13 protein-coding genes and 2 pseudogenes are annotated in these 16,111 nt (G+C 69.6%); 9 read left to right on the top strand and 6 right to left on the bottom strand.

Features of this window, described 5'->3' with window-relative positions; genetic code table 11:
* Positions 1 to 169 precede the first annotated feature (169 nt).
* The 5 genes and pseudogenes from V7026_RS08075 to V7026_RS08055 form a co-directional block, all read right to left on the bottom strand.
* Positions 170 to 568, bottom strand: a complete 399-nt coding sequence (locus V7026_RS08075) for a hypothetical protein (protein WP_334154878.1) — start codon at positions 566 to 568, stop codon at positions 170 to 172.
* 36 nt (positions 569 to 604) lie between these two features.
* Entirely contained in the window at positions 605 to 895 is a 291-nt protein-coding gene (locus tag V7026_RS08070) for a hypothetical protein (RefSeq protein WP_334154877.1), read from the bottom strand.
* Between the two features lie 190 nt (positions 896 to 1,085).
* Positions 1,086 to 2,163: pseudogene (locus V7026_RS08065) on the bottom strand (FeoB small GTPase domain-containing protein).
* Positions 2,160 to 2,414, bottom strand: coding sequence for a FeoA family protein (locus V7026_RS08060; RefSeq protein ID WP_334154876.1), 255 nt, complete (start codon positions 2,412 to 2,414; stop codon positions 2,160 to 2,162). Before V7026_RS08060 ends, V7026_RS08065 begins: the two are co-directional and overlap by 4 nt.
* Positions 2,415 to 2,763: 349 nt before the next feature.
* Entirely contained in the window at positions 2,764 to 3,651 is an 888-nt protein-coding gene (locus V7026_RS08055; RefSeq protein ID WP_334154875.1) for a CoA transferase, read from the bottom strand.
* Positions 3,652 to 3,806: 155 nt separating this feature from the next.
* Between V7026_RS08055 and pyk the strand changes: the two genes are divergently transcribed.
* Entirely contained in the window at positions 3,807 to 5,240 is a 1,434-nt protein-coding gene (pyk, locus tag V7026_RS08050; protein ID WP_334154874.1) for a pyruvate kinase, read from the top strand.
* Between the two features lie 7 nt (positions 5,241 to 5,247).
* Here the strand turns inward: pyk and V7026_RS08045 are convergent, their stop codons facing one another.
* Positions 5,248 to 6,705 (bottom strand): DUF294 nucleotidyltransferase-like domain-containing protein, encoded by a 1,458-nt coding sequence (locus V7026_RS08045; protein ID WP_334154873.1) that lies wholly within the window; start codon positions 6,703 to 6,705, stop codon positions 5,248 to 5,250.
* 155 nt (positions 6,706 to 6,860) lie between these two features.
* Here V7026_RS08045 and V7026_RS08040 point away from each other — a divergent pair, with 155 nt between their 5' ends.
* The 8 genes and pseudogenes from V7026_RS08040 to V7026_RS08005 all read left to right on the top strand — a co-directional run.
* On the top strand, positions 6,861 to 7,157 hold the full coding sequence (locus V7026_RS08040; protein WP_334154872.1) for a hypothetical protein: 297 nt from the start codon (positions 6,861 to 6,863) through the stop codon (positions 7,155 to 7,157).
* Positions 7,154 to 7,729, top strand: a complete 576-nt coding sequence (locus tag V7026_RS08035; protein ID WP_334154871.1) for a tetratricopeptide repeat protein — start codon at positions 7,154 to 7,156, stop codon at positions 7,727 to 7,729. The genes V7026_RS08040 and V7026_RS08035 overlap by 4 nt, the downstream gene beginning before the upstream one ends.
* Positions 7,730 to 7,841: 112 nt before the next feature.
* Positions 7,842 to 8,102 (top strand): DUF4212 domain-containing protein, encoded by a 261-nt coding sequence (locus V7026_RS08030; protein WP_068608288.1) that lies wholly within the window; start codon positions 7,842 to 7,844, stop codon positions 8,100 to 8,102.
* A gap of 1 nt (position 8,103) precedes the next feature.
* Complete coding sequence (locus V7026_RS08025) at positions 8,104 to 10,221, top strand: sodium:solute symporter family protein (RefSeq protein WP_334154870.1); 2,118 nt, start codon at positions 8,104 to 8,106, stop codon at positions 10,219 to 10,221.
* Positions 10,222 to 10,343: 122 nt separating this feature from the next.
* Positions 10,344 to 11,978, top strand: coding sequence for a glucose-6-phosphate isomerase (gene pgi, locus V7026_RS08020; RefSeq protein ID WP_334154869.1), 1,635 nt, complete (start codon positions 10,344 to 10,346; stop codon positions 11,976 to 11,978).
* A gap of 43 nt (positions 11,979 to 12,021) precedes the next feature.
* Complete coding sequence (gene ppc, locus V7026_RS08015; protein ID WP_334154868.1) at positions 12,022 to 14,883, top strand: phosphoenolpyruvate carboxylase; 2,862 nt, start codon at positions 12,022 to 12,024, stop codon at positions 14,881 to 14,883.
* Positions 14,884 to 14,936: 53 nt separating this feature from the next.
* Positions 14,937 to 16,001, top strand: coding sequence for a class II fructose-bisphosphate aldolase (gene fba / locus V7026_RS08010; protein WP_334154867.1), 1,065 nt, complete (start codon positions 14,937 to 14,939; stop codon positions 15,999 to 16,001).
* Position 16,002: 1 nt separating this feature from the next.
* Positions 16,003 to 16,111, top strand: a pseudogene (locus V7026_RS08005) (phosphoribosylaminoimidazolesuccinocarboxamide synthase); the annotation flags it as partial.

Raw genomic sequence — 16,111 nt, 5'->3', positions numbered from 1 at the left:
AAGATCGGATTTGTTCCAAAAGCGACCCCATAATCATCCGGGACATGACAGGTAGCGGTCTTCATCAGTACCAGGCGGTGGGTGTGGGCGATGCGACACAAGCGGGCCATGGAGTGCTCCTTTTGAGAAGGCTGCCTTCCATGGTAAGGGCGAGGAGCATAAAAGACAATCAATTATGTTTATTCGATAGATTTTTTCCCGATTCGCTCGGGGCCAAGACCTGGCACATCCCCCCGCGCCAACGGCACGTCCCTTCGTCGCCCAGCGCGGGATGGGCATGCCCTTGGCATCCAACCTGACACAGCAAGCGCCCGGCCTCATCCAGCGGCTCGGGGTCCTCGGCATCACGGCGCCTTGCCGGAACCGTCGTGCACGTGGTCAGCATCCACGGCACCGGCAACCCCCACAGGAGGGCGGTGCGCAGGGCGAGCAGCCGTCCGCGCAGCCGCATCGCCTCGCCCTCCAGCGCTGCACAGCGCTGCCGCCACGAGCGCAGGCTGTCGTCGGCGTGACGCTGTGCGCGACCCCATTGCCGACATAGCACGGCGTGCTCGTCGATGAGACCCATCGTCGTCTACCCCCTGCGGCGCCTGCATAGGCCCGATCAATGCAACCGCGCCGGTGCGGCGGCGTTTTCGTCATCACCCTCGTCGTGGGTCTGGGCGGCAGCCACATGGGCGCGCTCACGCCAGACGGCCGACAGACGCGCCAGCACGACAGTCATTGGCTCCGAAACCGCTGGGTGGTTGGCCAGTCGGTGCAGGTTGAGCGCGAGCTTGTGCGCGGCATACGGGCACGGTGGGCGCTGCACATCGCGCGTCGCCTGGTGGTGGAGCAGTGCCAGCGTGCCAGCCAGCAGCGGCTCCAGTGGGACGTGGTCAGTGAATGAGATCATGGCATGGACTCCTTGAGGCGGTTGGCATCGCCGGCGCACGGAGTCGGCGCCGGGTGTGCGGTCGAGCGCTACGGCACCGGACCCACACCCGCACCATAACACGAATGATTCTCATTTGCAATGGTTGGCCGGTTTTGGCCGATCACGATGGCAGGCCCCCTGCACGCCCCTGGCGCCTGGCGCTGGGTTGTCATCCCCAACCCAGCGCGACGGCCATGTGGTACACAGCGTAGCAGGCCAGCCACGCCAGCCCAAACAGATACAGCGCCATCACGCATACCCACTTCCAGCCACCGGTTTCCCGGCGCACCGCGGCGAAGGTCGACAGGCATTGCGGGGCAAAAACGAACCATGTCAGCAGCGACAGCCCCGTGGCCAGACTCCAGTTGCCGGCGATCAACGGCCTGAGAGCTTGCGCCACGTCGTCCTGGCTGGCGGACAGGGCGTACACCGTGCCGAGCGCCGATATCGCCACCTCGCGCGCGGCCATGCTCGGCACCAAGGCAATGCTGATCTGCCAGTTGAACCCGATCGGCTCCAGCACCACCGCGAGCAAACGCCCGAGCGTACCCGCCAGGCTGGTTTCAATGGCCGGGGCGGTGCTGCCAGGCGGCGGTGCCGGAACGCTGGCCAGGAACCACATCAGCACGGTCAGCGCCAGGAACAGCACCACCAACAGCGCCAACCCCCACACTGGGTGCAGCACCACGCGGTCGATGCGATCCGAGTACGTCGGTGCCGTGCTTTTGGACCGCCACCGTTGGCACCACGGCCACCCCGAGTTCGGCGGACAGGCGCGGCACATCGATGACGATGCCGCGCCGTTCGGCCAGGTCCATCATGTTGAGCGCCACCACGCAGGGTATGCCCAACCGCTTGACCGCCAGCACCAACCGCAGGTCGCGACGCAGGTTGGTGGCATCCACCACGCAGATGACGCGGTCGGGCCGTCTTTCACCGCGGGCCTGACCGTGCAGCACCTCCACCGTCACCCGCTCATCCGGCGAGCGCGGGTTGGGGCTGTAGACGCCGGGTAAATCCAGGATGCGCAGCTTGCGGCCATCGGCGGCGACAAACAGCCCTTCCTTGCGCTCCACCGTGACCCCGGCGTAATTGGCCACCTTTTGCCGGCTGCCGGTCAGGGCGTTGAACAGCGCCGTCTTGCCACAGTTGGGCGTGCCCACCAGCGCCACCAGTGGCCCGCCGCGGTGGAGGTGGATCGGCTGGGGTCCGGTTCCTCGCGCGCGGACATGGCAGGCCGGGCTCATGCCACGGCCCCCGCCTGCACGACCTCCACACACGCCGCCTCCGCGCGGCGCAAGGCATACGTGCTGCAGCCCACCCGCACCACCAGCGGATCACCCCCCGGCGCACGCGCCATCAGCATGACCGCCTCACCCGGCAGAAAACCGAGCTCGGCCAACCGCTGCGCCCAGTGCGGCGCCGACTGTGGCGGACACACCGCCGCGACGCGATACGGCAGCGCCTGAGAGCATTGATCAAGCGTGGCACGCTGCATGGATCCACCTCCATCGATCACGGACAGGCAACGGCACACCCGCCGCCGCTAGAGCCGCGGCATCGCGCTAGGGCCATAACCCGGCATTCTAGCAAACACCACTGCGAATGCGTTGCATTTGTATTTCTAAAAAGTCGCATGAAACCCTTGGTGAGCCATTGGGCGCAGCACCTCGGCCCGGTCGGGCCGAGGGATGACCTTTTGGGCCACAGCGTTCAAGGCGCGCTCGATGGCCACGGCCCACGACGACACCGAGGTCGCGATGCGCAAGGACGGCAAGACCATCGCGCGGATCGGGCCGCTGGTGGCCTGAACACCTCGATCGGGGACTCCGGCCGACGGCAACCGCTCACGCCCCCAGCGTCACCCACGGCAGGTCGTGCTGGCGCGCCAGCGCGTCCAGCTCGGCACGCGTGCGGGCGGCAAACCACTCGGCCAGCGCCGCGGCGGTGGCGGGCTGCAGGCAGTCGGCCGGCGCCAGCGGCCCCAGGCCCGCGACTTCGCCGAGCCGGCGCGCGAAGTGCGGCTCCAGCGCCGCCACCGCGACGCGGCCGTCGGCACAGCGGTAGACGCGGTAGCCGGCGTGCGCACCGCCCAGCAGCCCGCCAGGGGCGGCCAGGCCCCAGGCACGCGGCTGGGCCAGCCACGCGGCGGCGTCGGCCAGCGCCACGTCGCGCACCGCGCCGCGGCCGGTGGCGGCGCGCTGCAGCAGGGCGGACAGCACCGCCTCGCTGGCCAGCAGGGCGCCGGCCATGTCGGCCAGCAGGCTGGGCGGCAGGCCCAGGCCGTCGAGCAGTCCGGCTTCGGCCTGGTAGGTGAGGTCGTGGCCGGCTTCCTCGGCGCGCGCACCGGCCGCGCCGACGATGCGCACGACGCACAGGCGCGGGTGGCGCCCCTGCACGGCTGCAGCGTCCAGCCCCAGCTTGGCCAAGGCACCGGGGCGAAACGAGGTCAGCAACACATCCGCCCCGGCCAGCAGGCGTTGCAGGCGGCGCTGCCCAGCCGGCGCCTTCAGGTCCAGCGCGACGGTGCGCACGCCGCGGTGCATCTGCGCGTAGGCGGCCTCGCAATAACCGCGCATCGGGTCGCCGGCGGGCGGCTCGACCTTGGTGCAGCGCGCACCCAGCGAGCGCAGACGCGCCAGCGCCGCCGGGCCGGGCAGGTTGAGGGCCAAACTGACGACGTGGGCGCCGGCCAGCGGCCAGCCGGCGATGGAGGAGCGACGCGCGGGGGACATGGCGGGACTCTAGCAAAGCCGCGCGCGACCGCCGCAGAGCCGCTGCGGTACCCCGACCTGACCCATACCGCAGCCGTACTACGATAGGCGGGTCCGGAGCCCGTGCAGCAGACCCGCGCCCGGCGCCCTTCCCCCACCCCTAGCCAGGAGACCCCATGACACTGCGTGCTACCAAAATCGTCGCTACCCTGGGCCCCGCCAGCGACACCCCGGAGATGCTGGAAGCGATGGTGCGAGCCGGCGTGGACGTGGTGCGGCTCAACTTCTCGCACGGCACGGCCGACGACCACCGCCGCCGCGCCACCGCGGTGCGCGAGGCCGCCGCGCGCGTCGGCAAGGAGGTGGCCGTGATGGCCGACCTGCAGGGACCCAAGATCCGCGTCGGCAAGTTTGCGCACGGCAAAGTGACGCTGGTAGAGGGCGCCGCCTTCACGCTGGACGCCGCGCGCACGGAGCCGGGCGACGAGCACGCCGTGGGGCTGGATTACAAGGAGCTGCCGCGCGACGTGGTGCCGGGCGATGTGCTGCTGCTCAACGACGGGCTGATCGAGCTGCGCGTCGAGCGCGTGGAGGGCGCAGCGGTGCACACGCGCGTGGTCACCGGTGGCGAGCTTTCCAACCACAAAGGCATCAACAAGCGCGGCGGTGGCCTGACGGCGCCGGCGCTGACGCCGAAAGACATGGCCGACATCGCCACCGCGATGGCGCTGCAGGCCGACTATGTGGCGGTGAGCTTTCCGAAGAACGCCGACGACATGCGGCTGGCGCGCCGGCTGTGCGAGGAGGCCGCGCGCGACGGCCACCGCCCGGGCCTGATCGCCAAGATCGAGCGCGCCGAGGCGATCCCCGAGCTGGAGGCGATCCTGCAGGCCAGCGACGGCATCATGGTGGCGCGCGGCGACCTGGCGGTGGAAGTCGGCAACGCCGCCGTGCCGGCGCTGCAGAAACGCATGATCCGCCTGGCACGCGAGCACGACCGGCTGGTCATCACCGCCACGCAGATGATGGAGAGCATGATCCACGCGCCGATTCCGACGCGCGCCGAGGTCAGCGACGTGGCCAACGCGGTGCTGGACGGCACCGACGCGGTGATGCTCAGCGCCGAGACCGCCGCCGGCAAGTACCCGCTGCAGACCGTGCACGAAATGGCGCGCATCTGCCTGGCGGCCGAGCAGGCCTACCACGACGCGCTGGACCACGACTTCGTCGGCAAGACGTTCGCGCGCATCGACCAGTCGATCGCGCTGGGTGCGCTGTTCATTGCCTCGCACCTGCACGCGCGCGCCATCATCGCGCTGACCGAGTCCGGCTCCACCTCGCTGTGGATGAGCCGCCACACCGTAGACATCCCGATCTACGCGATCACGCCGCGGCTGGCTACGGCGCGCAAGCTGGCGCTGTACCGCAATGTGCACGCGCTTCGCATCACCGGGGGCAGCGCCGACCGCGACACCGCCCTCATGCAGGCGGAGCAGCAGCTCAAGGCGCGCGGCCGACTGCAGTCGGGCGACCGCTACGTCATCACCGCGGGCGAGCCGATGGGCACCCCGGGCGGCACTAACATGCTCAAGGTCGGGCAGGTGGAGTGATGCCGCGTCAGCGCAGATAGTCCAACTGCAGCCGCTGCTGCAGTGTTTTGATGGCACGCAGCGAGGCCTTGAGCACGCGCTCGTCCACCGGGTTGAGGGTGTTGAGGTCGATGCGGTTGGGCTGCTGCGGATCGGCCGAGGAATCGCTCTGCCGGGTCAGGCGCAGCGTCTGCAAAAAGTCGAACGCGGCCACCCAGCCCTCCACCTCGGGCACTGGTGCACCCATGGCCCGCCCGGCCGTCAGCAGGCGCTCGCGCGTGCCGGTGGCAGGCAGGCCCCGGGCCAGCGCCAGGATGCGCGCCCCCTCCACCAACAGCGCGGTGCCCTGCAGCTTGAGGTCGAACCACAGGTGCGGCCCTTCGCGCCGCCCCTCGATGCCCCCAAACCAGTTGAGCGCGACGGGATGCTCCAGGTGCACCTGCACCAATTGGCGGATGAAGCGCGGGGTGGCGCGCGTGCGCTCGAGCACCGCGGTGCGCAGCGCATCGAGCCAGTCGGCACGCCCGGCCACCGCGCGCAGATCGAAAAACACCGACGCCTGCAGCAGCTCCTGCGGTCCGCCGGCATCGATCCAGCTGGCGAATCGCTGGCCCCATTCGGCCGCGGTCAGACAGCACGGCGGGTTGCCGGCCATGACGCCGCCCGTGCACAGGGGGTAGCCGCAGGCATCCAGCGCCTCGTTGACGCGGCGCGCGAAGGCCAGCCACTGCGGGCGATCGGCGTCCGGGTCGTCGCTGGCAAACACCAAGGCGTTGTCCTGGTCGGTGGCCAGCGTCTGCTCCCCACGCCCCTCCGAGCCCAGCGCCACCCAGCACATGGCGTCGGCCGACAGGCCCGCCGTTCGCAGTTCCATCTCCACCAGCCCCTGGGTGAGCTGGTCGTTGAGGCGAGAGATCAACGCCGTCAACTGCCGCGCCTGCACCCCCTGCGCCATCAGGTGGCGCGCATAGGCGCGGATGTCGGCCGCCACCCGCTGGAAATCGGCCAGCGTGCGCCCGTGGGCGATGGCGCTGCCCAGGTGTTTGATCGACAGCCGCTGCAGCGCGAACAGGTCGCGTTCGGAAATGACGTTGATCAGGCGGCCGTCCTGCAGGACCGGCACATGGCGAATGCGCCGCGCAGCCATCAGCATCATGGCGTCGTGCGTCGTGTCGTGCGCTTGCAAGGTGGCCACCGGCTGCGTCATCACCGTGGCGACCGGGGCGGCCAAGTCGGTGTCCGCCAGTGCAATGCGCTCCAGCACGTCGTGGCGGGTCAGGATGCCCGCCAAGCCACCCTGCGTGTCCAGCAGCAGGACCGAGCCGACTCCGCGCTCGCTCATGGTCTGCAACGCATCGCGCACCGAGGCGTCGGCCGGCAGGGTGACCGGCTCACGCCGGGGCAGGTCACCCAGCCCGGTCTCCAGCGCCATAGACGGGTAGGCCCGCAAAACCCGTGTCCATTCGTCGTGTTCCGTCGTGTCCAAGCGCATCCTCCGGTCGTTGCGGGGCTTGCGGGTTGCCGCCTCGGCAACCCCACTGTCAGTCAGGTTATCGTTAGGATTTTCCCTGGTCGCCCCGTTTTGTAAGGGTTTGGTAAGTCAACGCGAGTGACCATCACGCCACATTTGCCTATCCTGCCATGCTGTTCTGGATCAACGCGGCTCAACTGGTCCTGTATATCGGACTGCTCGCCCTGCTCGGACAGGGCGTGCTGTACATCATCGCCGGTGCGCGGCGCGAGAGCAACTTCGTCTACCAGCTGTTCCAGGTGCTCAACAAGCCCTGGGTGGGGGCGGCGCGCTGGATCGCCCCGCGGCAGGTGGCCGAGCAGCATGTACCGGTCGTGGCCTTTTGCGTCATGGCGGTGCTGTACCTGGCGGTCACGCTGGGCAAGATCGAGTACTGCATTGGCGTGGGCCTGGAGGCGTGCCGATGAGCCCGAACGAGCGCGCCGTGCAGTGGGCGCTGTGGCGGGCCCGCTGGTTCATCTGGTGGGGGCGCGAAGCGCGTGCGCTGGCCGTCGTCGAGGCGGCGCTCGCCGCCCATCCCGACCAACCGACGCTGCTGGCCTTTCAGGCCCACCTGCTGGCGCAGTTGGGCCGCCCGCGCGAGGCGCTGGCGGTGCTCGACCGTTTGGTGCAGGTGGCGCCACAGCAGGCGGCGCACTGGTACAACCGCGCCTTCCTGCAAGAACAGCTCGGCCTGCCAGAGACGGCCGAAGCCAGTTTTCGCCAAGCCCTGCAACTGGACGAGCGACTCGACCAGGCGTGGTACGGGCTGGGGCTGGTGCTCATCCGCCAGGGCCGTCTGGACGAGGCCCTGGCCGCGCTGCGGCGCAACACCGAATTGCAACCCATGAGTCCGTACGCCTGGTACCAGATGGCACGGATTCATGTCGACCGCGCGGAGCCCGAGGAGGCGGCGAAGATCATTCGCCACCTGCGCGGGTTCGAACCCGGGGTCGCCGCTCGGCTCGAGCGCGAAACCGGGCTCGGCACCGCCAGTTGAGGATCGGGACGCGTCCCGGTTGCAATCGCCGCCGGCCTACCGGCGGTGGGGTCCGCAGGGGGCGGGCCGCCGTGCCCGTCCGCAGCCCCTAGACCAAGAGGAGATATTTTCCATGCAACTGACGGAATCGCAACAGCGATACTGGCAGAAGAACCTGCGCATCACAGGGATTCTGCTGGCGATCTGGTTCGTGGTGACGTTCGTCGTCGGCTTCTTTGCCCGCGACCTGAGCTTCACCTTCTTCGGCTGGCCTTTCAGCTTTTGGGTGGGCGCCCAGGGCGCGCTGGTGGTCTACGTGCTGATCATTGGTTTTTATGCCCGGTACATGAACCAACTCGACATCGAGCACGGTGTCGCCGAGCAGGAGGACTGACATGGCCGGACTTGCAAGCGAAAGTGGCGGCGTCTTCAGCGCCGGCAGCAGCGCCGCCTTCAAAAAGCAGCTCAACAAGGTGTACGCCTGGTACACGGGCGGCTTCTTCGTGTTCGTGATCGCGCTGGCGATCCTCGAGCAGCTCGGGCTGCCCAAGGCCTGGGTGGGCTACATCTTCTTGCTCGCCACGGTGTTGCTCTACGCCGGCATCGGCATCATGAGCCGCACCAACGACGCCGCCGAGTACTACGTGGCTGGGCGGCGCGTGCCTGCCGTCTACAACGGCATGGCCACCGGCGCGGACTGGATGTCGGCCGCCTCCTTCATCGGCATGGCGGGCACGCTCTACCTGACCGGCTACGGCGGCCTGGCCTTCATCATGGGCTGGACCGGCGGCTATTGCCTAGTGGCGCTGTTCCTGGCGCCGTACCTGCGCAAGTTTGGTCAGTTCACCATCCCCGACTTCCTCGGGGCGCGGTACGAGGGCAACATCGCGCGTCTGATCGGCATCCTGATTGCGATCCTCGTGTCCTTCGTGTACGTGGTGGCGCAGATCTACGGCGTGGGCCTGATCACCACGCGCCTGACCGGCGTGGACTTCTCGATCGGCATCTTCCTGGGGCTGGCGGGCATTTTGGTGTGCTCGTTCCTGGGTGGCATGCGCGCGGTGACGTGGACGCAGGTGGCGCAGTACATCATTCTGATCATCGCCTACATGATCCCGGTGGTGTGGCTGTCGGTGAAGCAGACCGGCGTGCCGATCCCGCAGGTGGTCTATGGCTACCAGTTGCAGAAGGTCTCCGAGCGGGAAAAGCAGCTCATCGACGACCCGAAGGAAAAGGAAGTCATCGCCGCCTTCCAGGCCCAGGCGGCCGCGCTGGGCGAAAAGCTCAAGGACGTGCCGGCCGCGTTGGCCGCCGACCGCGCCGCCGCCCAGAAGAAGCTGGACGACCTGCGCGCCGCCAACGCCCCGGCGGACCAGACCGCCGCGGCCGAGAAGGCTCTGGCCAGCCTGCCCAAGGATGAAGCCGCCGCCAAGGAAGCCTGGACTAAGGCCAAGGCCGCGGCCGAGGCCCGCGCCAAGCCGCTGGCCGGCATGCCGCGCCATGCGCAGCAGTTTGCCGGCGACCCCAATGGGGACGCCAAGGCGCAGGAAGCGTTCGATACCTCGCGGCGCAACTTCCTGGCGCTGGTGTTCTGCCTGATGGTGGGCACGGCGGCGCTGCCGCACATCCTGATGCGCTACTACACCACCCCGTCGGTGAGAGAGGCGCGCCAGTCGGTGACCTGGTCGCTGTTCTTCATCTTCTTGCTGTACTTCACCGCGCCGGCGCTGGCGGTGCTGGTCAAGTACGAGGTGTTCTCGGTGCTGGTGGGCACACCGTTCGACAAGCTGCCGGCCTGGATCGCCAACTGGACCAAGGTCGACCCGGCGCTGCTGTCGGTCACCGACGTCAACAAGGACGGTATCTTCCAACTCGGCGAGATGCGCATCGGCGGCGACATCATCGTGCTGGCCACCCCGGAAATCGCCGGCCTGCCGTACGTGATTTCGGGCATGGTGGCCGCGGGTGGTCTGGCCGCGGCGCTGTCCACCGCCGACGGCCTGCTGCTGACCATCGCCAACGCGCTGTCGCACGACCTGTACTACAAGATGATGGACCCCAACGCCCCGACCTCGCGCCGGGTGATGATTTCCAAGGTCCTGCTGCTGATCGTGGCCTTGATGGCCGCCTATGTGGCCGCGCAAAAGCCGGCGGACATCTTGTTCCTGGTCTCGGCGGCGTTCTCGCTGGCGGCGGCTGGTTTCTTCCCAGCGCTGACGCTGGGCATCTTCTGGAAGCGGGCCACCAAGTGGGGGGCGATCCTCGGCATGATCGCCGGTTTTGGCATCACCTTCTACTACATGGCCACCACCCAGCCGTGGCTGCGCAGCGTGTTCGGCGTGACCGATCCCGTGCAGCTCTGGTGGGGCATCCAGCCGATCTCGGCCGGCATCTTCGGCGTGCCGGTGGGCTTTGCGGTGATCATCATCGTCAGCCTGTTGACGCCGGCGCCCCAGCGCAACATCCAAGAGTTGGTGGAGCACGTGCGCTACCCCAACCTGGTGCGGGCCTGATCGAGCCCCCTCCCGCCAAGCAGCCCACCGGTCCGCCGGTGGGCTTTTTTTGCCCCGCTGCGGGTCGGGGTGGCCCGGGCCGGGCCGTATGATCGCGTATGGTTCGCTCACCACCCTGGCCCATGCACGCTTCGACCGCTTCGCCCTGCCCCTGCGCCGACCCTGCCGGCGCGCACCGGCCCGGATGCCTGCCCGCCTGGAGTCGACTGCAGGCCCTGGCAGCCGCCCCCCAGCCGCCCTTGCGGGACCGGTTGGCCGCGGCGGATGCGGTGCGCAGTGCGGCGCTGCGCTTCGACGCCGCCGGGCTGCGGCTGGATGCCACGCGACAAGCCGTGGATCTGCCCATCTGGCAGACCCTGCTGGCGCTGGCGCGCGAGGCGGACGTGGCCGGGCAGGCCGACGCCCTGCGGCGCGGCGAAGCCATAAACGCCACTGAAGGACGTGCCGCCCTGCACCCGGCCCTGCGGGGCGACGACGACCCGGCCGCTCCCTGGGGGGCGGCCATCAGTGCCGCCGTGCGCGACGAGCGGGAGCGCTTTCTGACCGCGGCCGAGCGGGTGCGCAGCGGGGCGTGGCGCGGGCACCGCGGGCTGCCCATCCGCACGGTGGTCAACCTGGGCATCGGCGGCTCGGACCAGGGGCCGCGCATGGCCACGGCGGCGCTGGCCGCCCTGGCGACGCCGGCGGTGGCGGTGCGCTATGTGCCCAACCCCGACGCCTGGACGCTGCACGAAGCCCTGCGCGACCTGAATCCGCACCACACCCTGTTCGTCGTGCAGAGCAAGAGCTTCACCACCCCCGAAACCCGCCTGATGGCGGACACCGCGCGCCGCTGGCTGGCCGATGCGGGGCTGGAGCCGGACGCCCAGGCCGCGCACTGGGTGGCCGTGACGGCGCGGCCCGATCTGGCGCGGGCTCAGGGGTTTGACCCGGCGCACACCTTCGTGTTCTGGGACTGGGTGGGCGGCCGGTATTCGTTGTGGTCGGCGATCGGCTTTCCGCTCGCGGTGGCCATCGGGGCGGCGTCGTTTCGGGCGCTGCTGGCGGGCGCGCGCGCGATGGACGAGCACTTCTGGCACGCACCGCCGGAGCGCAACCTGCCGCTGGCGCTGGCGCTGCTGTCGGTTTGGAACCGCGACTTTTTGCGCTGCCCCACCCAGTTGGTGGCGGTGTATGCCGAGCGGCTGCGCCACTTCGTCCCCTATCTGCAACAACTGGCGATGGAGTCCAACGGCAAGCGCGTGCACCGCGATGGCACCGTGTGCGCGGTCGGGACCGAAGCGATCGTCTGGGGCGGCATCGGTCTGGAGGGCCAGCACGCCTATTTCCAGCTTTTGCACCAGGGCCGCCACCGGGTGCCGGTGGACTTCATCGGCATCGAGGCCGAGGAGACGCCACTGCCACTGGCCGAGCGGCACCATCGCCTCGTGCGCGACAACCTGCTCGCGCAGGCGCAGGCCCTGGCGCTGGGCCGCGACGAGGCGCAGACCCGCACCCAATTGCAGGCCGAGGGGCTGGATGCGGCGACCGCACAAACGCTCGCGCCGCACCGCACCTTCCCCGGCAATGTGCCCAGCAACGTGCTGTGGCTGCCGCGGCTGGATCCGCGCGCGCTGGGCGCGCTAATGGCCGCCTACGAACACAAGGTCTTCTGCGAAGCCGCGATCTGGGACATCCACGCCTACGATCAGTGGGGCGTGGAGCTGGGCAAAACGCTGCTGCGCACCGTGGCGCGCGGCGACGGCACCGCGGGCTGACCCCTGTCTTTTTGCTTCCTCCACCCTGACGTTTTTTCTGCCCATGGCCACGCCCCGCCGCGACCCGCCCCCCACCCCCTCGGCCGATTCCGCCGGCCGCGGCGCGATTCCGCCCAAAGACCAACCGCTGGTGGACGACATCCGGCTGCTGGGCCGGCTGCTGGGCGACATCATCCGCAAGCACGAGGGCGAGGCCACCTTCGCCCTGATCGAGCGCATCCGCCAGCTCTCGGTGACGTTTCGCCGCCACGCCGACCCGCGCGCCGACCGCGAACTGCAGCGCGTGCTGCATGCGCTGACCGATGACCAGGCGGTCAGCGTGATCCGCGCCTTCACCTTCTTCAGCCACTTGGCCAATCTGGCCGAGGATCGACACCACATCCGCCGGCGCGAGGTGCACGAGCGCGCCGGCCATGTGCAGCCGGGCAGCCTCGAACACACCTGGCAGCGCCTGCGCCGCGCCGGCGTCAGCGGGCAAGCCATCGCCGACACTCTGCGCCATGCCCTGGTATCGCCGGTGCTGACCGCGCACCCGACCGAGGTGCAGCGCGCCAGCATCCGCGAGGCCGAGGGCGACATCGCCCGGCTGCTGGCGCAGCGCGACGCCATCCGGGCGCGCGCGCTGGCGGCGGGCAACCGACGCGGCGACCGCGTCAGCGAACGCGAGCTGGCCGCCAACGAGGCGCTGCTGCGCGCGCGCATCACCCAGCTCTGGCACACGCGGCTGTTGCGCTATACGCGACCGACCGTGGCCGACGAGATCAACAACACCCTCGCCTACTACGAACGCACCTTCGTGCCCGAAGTGCCGCGGCTGTACGCCGACATCGAAGCCGCGCTGGACGGCACCCCAGTGGCGCCGTTCTTGCGGCTGGGCCAGTGGACCGGCGGCGACCGCGATGGCAACCCCAACGTGGATGCGGACACGCTGGCGCTGGCGCTGCAGCGCCAGGCGGACCTGATTCTGCGCCACTACCTGCGCGAGGTGCACGCGCTTGGCGCGGAACTGTCCCTGTCCGCCATGCTGCTGCCGGCCCCGGCGGCCCTACAGGCCCTGGCCGACGCCTCGCCCGACACCAGCGAGCACCGCCGCGACGAGCCCTACCGGCGCGCGCTGGTCGGCCTGTATGCGCGGCTGGCGGCGACGCTGCAGGCCCTCAGCGGCGGCGAGGCGGCGCGCCATGCGGTCCCGCCGCAGCACCCCTACCCCGATGCGGCGGCCTTTCTGGCCGATCTGCACGTGATCGAGGCCGCGCTGGTCGAGCAGGGCTGCGCGGCCCTGACGGAGCCGCGCCTCAAGCCCCTGATTCGGGCGGTGGAGGTGTTTGGCTTTCACCTGGCGACGCTGGATCTGCGCCAAAGCTCGGACCAGCACGAGCTGGCCGTCGCCGAACTGCTGGCCCAGGCGCGGGTGTCGCCGGACTATGCGGCGCTCGACGAGGCGGCGCGCCGACGCCTGCTGCTGAACGTGCTGGCCGATCCGCGGCCGCTGCGCCTGCCCGATGCCCCCTACAGCGCCGTCACGCAGCGCGAGCTGGCGATCTTTCGCGCCGCGCGCGATGCGCGCCGGCGCTACGGCGCGGCGGCCATCCGGCACGCCATCATCAGCCACACGGAGTCGGTGAGCGACCTGTTGGAAGTGCTGGTGCTGCAAAAGGAAGCCGGCTTGCTGCACGGGCACTGGGGCGAGAACGCGCGCGCCGAGCTGATCGTCGTGCCGCTGTTCGAGACCATAGGGGACCTGCACCAGGCCCCGACCATCATGGCGGAATACTACGCGCTGCCCGGCGTGGCCGCGCTGGTGTACGCCGGCGGCCCGCTGGAGTATAGCGAGCAGGACATCATGCTCGGCTACTCCGACAGCAACAAGGACGGCGGCATCTTCACCAGCAACTGGTCGCTCTACCAGGCCGAGGTGGCGCTGGCGGCGTTGTTCGACCGTCTGGGGGCCGAAAGCGGCCGCCCGGTGCGGCTGCGCCTGTTCCACGGCCGCGGCGGCACGGTCGGCCGCGGCGGCGGCCCGAGCTACTCGGCCATCCTGGCCCAGCCCGCCGGCACGGTGCGCGGCCAGATCCGCCTGACCGAACAGGGGGAGGTGATCGGCTCCAAGTACGCCAACCCCGACATCGGCCGGCGCAACCTGGAGACGCTGGTCGCCGCCACCCTGGAAGCAACCCTGCTGCCCCCCCGACGGCCGGTGCCGGCGCGCTTTTTGCGGGCCGCCGAAGCACTGTCGCGCACCAGCCAGGCGGCCTACCGCGCGCTGGTCTACGAGACGCCGGGCTTTACCGACTACTTCTTCCACGCCACGCCCATCCGGGAGATCGCCGAGCTCAACATCGGCTCGCGGCCCGCGTCGCGCAAGGCCACGCAGCGCATCGAGGACCTGCGCGCCATTCCCTGGAGCTTCAGCTGGGGCCAGTGCCGCCTGACGCTGCCCGGGTGGTACGGGCTGGGCAGCGGCGTGGCCGCGCTGGAGGCGGACTTGGGCCGCGACGCCGCGCACGACTTGCTGCGCGAGATGCACGCCCGCTGGCCGTTCTTCGCCGCGCTGCTGAGCAACATCGACATGGTGCTGGCCAAGAGCGATCTGGCGCTCGGCGCTCTGTACGCCGAGCTGGTGCCCGATGCGCGCCTGCGCCGGCGCATCTTCGGCGCCATTGAGGCCGAGTGGCACCGCACCCACGCGGCGCTGCAAGCCATCACCGGCCATGCCCAGCGGCTGGCCAACAACGCGGCGCTGGCGCGCTCGATCGCGCACCGCTTCCCCTACATCGACCCGCTGCACCACCTGCAGGTCGAGCTGATCCGCCGCTACCGCGCGGGCAACCAGGAGGAAAAGGTCAAACGTGGCATCCACCTGTCGATCAACGGCATCGCCGCCGGCCTGCGCAACACCGGCTGAAGCCCCACCGGTACAATCGCCGGCCGTTCCAACACACCCTGTGGGAGACCCCGATGGCGCTCGTTTCCATGCGCGAACTGCTCGACCACGCGGCCGAGCACGGTTACGGCATTCCGGCCTTCAACGTCAACAACCTGGAGCAAGTGCAGGCGGTCATGTCGGCGGCCGACGAGGTCGGTGCCCCGGTCATCCTGCAGGCCTCGGCGGGCGCGCGCAAGTATGCGGGCGAGTCCTTCATCCGCCACCTGATCCAGGGCGCGGTCGAGGCTTGGCCGCACACCCCTGTCGCCATGCACCAGGACCATGGCCAAAGCCCCGCGGTGTGCGAGAGCGCCATCCGCCTCGGCTTCACGTCCGTGATGATGGACGGATCTCTGCGCGACGACGGCAAGACCCCCGCCCCCTACGACTACAACGTGGACGTGACCCGCCGCGTGGTGGAGATGGCGCACCGCCTGGGCGTGACGGTCGAGGGCGAGCTGGGCTGTCTGGGCTCGCTGGAAACCGGCATGGCGGGCGAGGAGGACGGCATCGGCGCCGAGGGCGTGCTCGACCACTCGGCCCTGCTCACCGACCCCGAAGAGGCGGCGGAGTTCGTCAAAGCCACCCAGCTCGATGCGCTGGCCATTGCCATCGGCACCAGCCACGGCGCCTACAAGTTCACGCGCAAACCGACGGGCGACATCCTGGCCATCGGCCGCGTCAAAGAGATCCACGCCCGCATCCCCAACACCCATCTGGTCATGCACGGCTCGTCCAGCGTGCCGCAGGAGCTGCTGGAGCAGATCCGCCAGTACGGCGGCGCCATGAAGGAGACCTATGGCGTGCCGGTGGAAGAGATCCAGGAAGCGATCAAGCACGGCGTGCGCAAGGTCAACATCGACACCGACATCCGCCTGGCCATGACGGCCGCGGTGCGCAAGTTTCTGCACGAGAACCCGGACAAGTTCGATGCGCGCGAATGGCTCAAGCCCGCGCGCGAGGCGGCCAAGCAGGTGTGCAAGCAGCGCTATCTGCAGTTTGGCTGCGAAGGCATGGCCGGCAAGATCAAGGGCCTGCCGCTGTCGGTGATGGCCGAGCGCTACGCGCGCGGCGAGCTGGCGCAGGTGGTGCACTGACATGGCCGCCGCACTGCACACCTCGCACCTGACGTCGTTGCCGCTGCTGGCGCGCGGCAAGGTGCGCGACAACTACGCCGTGGGCGACGACCGCATCCTGATGGTGGCCA

Source organism: Tepidimonas sp., from assembly GCF_036825565.1.
Taxonomy (GTDB): Bacteria; Pseudomonadota; Gammaproteobacteria; order Burkholderiales; family Burkholderiaceae_C; genus Tepidimonas.
This window is presented reverse-complemented; position numbering and strand designations above follow the sequence as displayed.

Bases quoted from the DNA above. Each gene is read 5' to 3' on its own strand.
- V7026_RS08030 (WP_068608288.1), top strand. From the start codon at position 7,842: ATGCAACTGACGGAATCGCAACAGCGATACTGGCAGAAGAACCTGCGC.
- V7026_RS08070 (WP_334154877.1), bottom strand. From the start codon at position 895: ATGATCTCATTCACTGACCACGTCCCACTGGAGCCGCTGCTGGCTGGC.
- pyk (WP_334154874.1), top strand. From the start codon at position 3,807: ATGACACTGCGTGCTACCAAAATCGTCGCTACCCTGGGCCCCGCCAGC.
- pgi (WP_334154869.1), top strand. From the start codon at position 10,344: ATGCACGCTTCGACCGCTTCGCCCTGCCCCTGCGCCGACCCTGCCGGC.
- V7026_RS08025 (WP_334154870.1), top strand. From the start codon at position 8,104: ATGGCCGGACTTGCAAGCGAAAGTGGCGGCGTCTTCAGCGCCGGCAGC.
- V7026_RS08035 (WP_334154871.1), top strand. From the start codon at position 7,154: ATGAGCCCGAACGAGCGCGCCGTGCAGTGGGCGCTGTGGCGGGCCCGC.
- V7026_RS08040 (WP_334154872.1), top strand. From the start codon at position 6,861: ATGCTGTTCTGGATCAACGCGGCTCAACTGGTCCTGTATATCGGACTG.
- V7026_RS08075 (WP_334154878.1), bottom strand. From the start codon at position 568: ATGGGTCTCATCGACGAGCACGCCGTGCTATGTCGGCAATGGGGTCGC.
- V7026_RS08055 (WP_334154875.1), bottom strand. From the start codon at position 3,651: ATGTCCCCCGCGCGTCGCTCCTCCATCGCCGGCTGGCCGCTGGCCGGC.
- ppc (WP_334154868.1), top strand. From the start codon at position 12,022: ATGGCCACGCCCCGCCGCGACCCGCCCCCCACCCCCTCGGCCGATTCC.
- fba (WP_334154867.1), top strand. From the start codon at position 14,937: ATGGCGCTCGTTTCCATGCGCGAACTGCTCGACCACGCGGCCGAGCAC.
- V7026_RS08060 (WP_334154876.1), bottom strand. From the start codon at position 2,414: ATGCAGCGTGCCACGCTTGATCAATGCTCTCAGGCGCTGCCGTATCGC.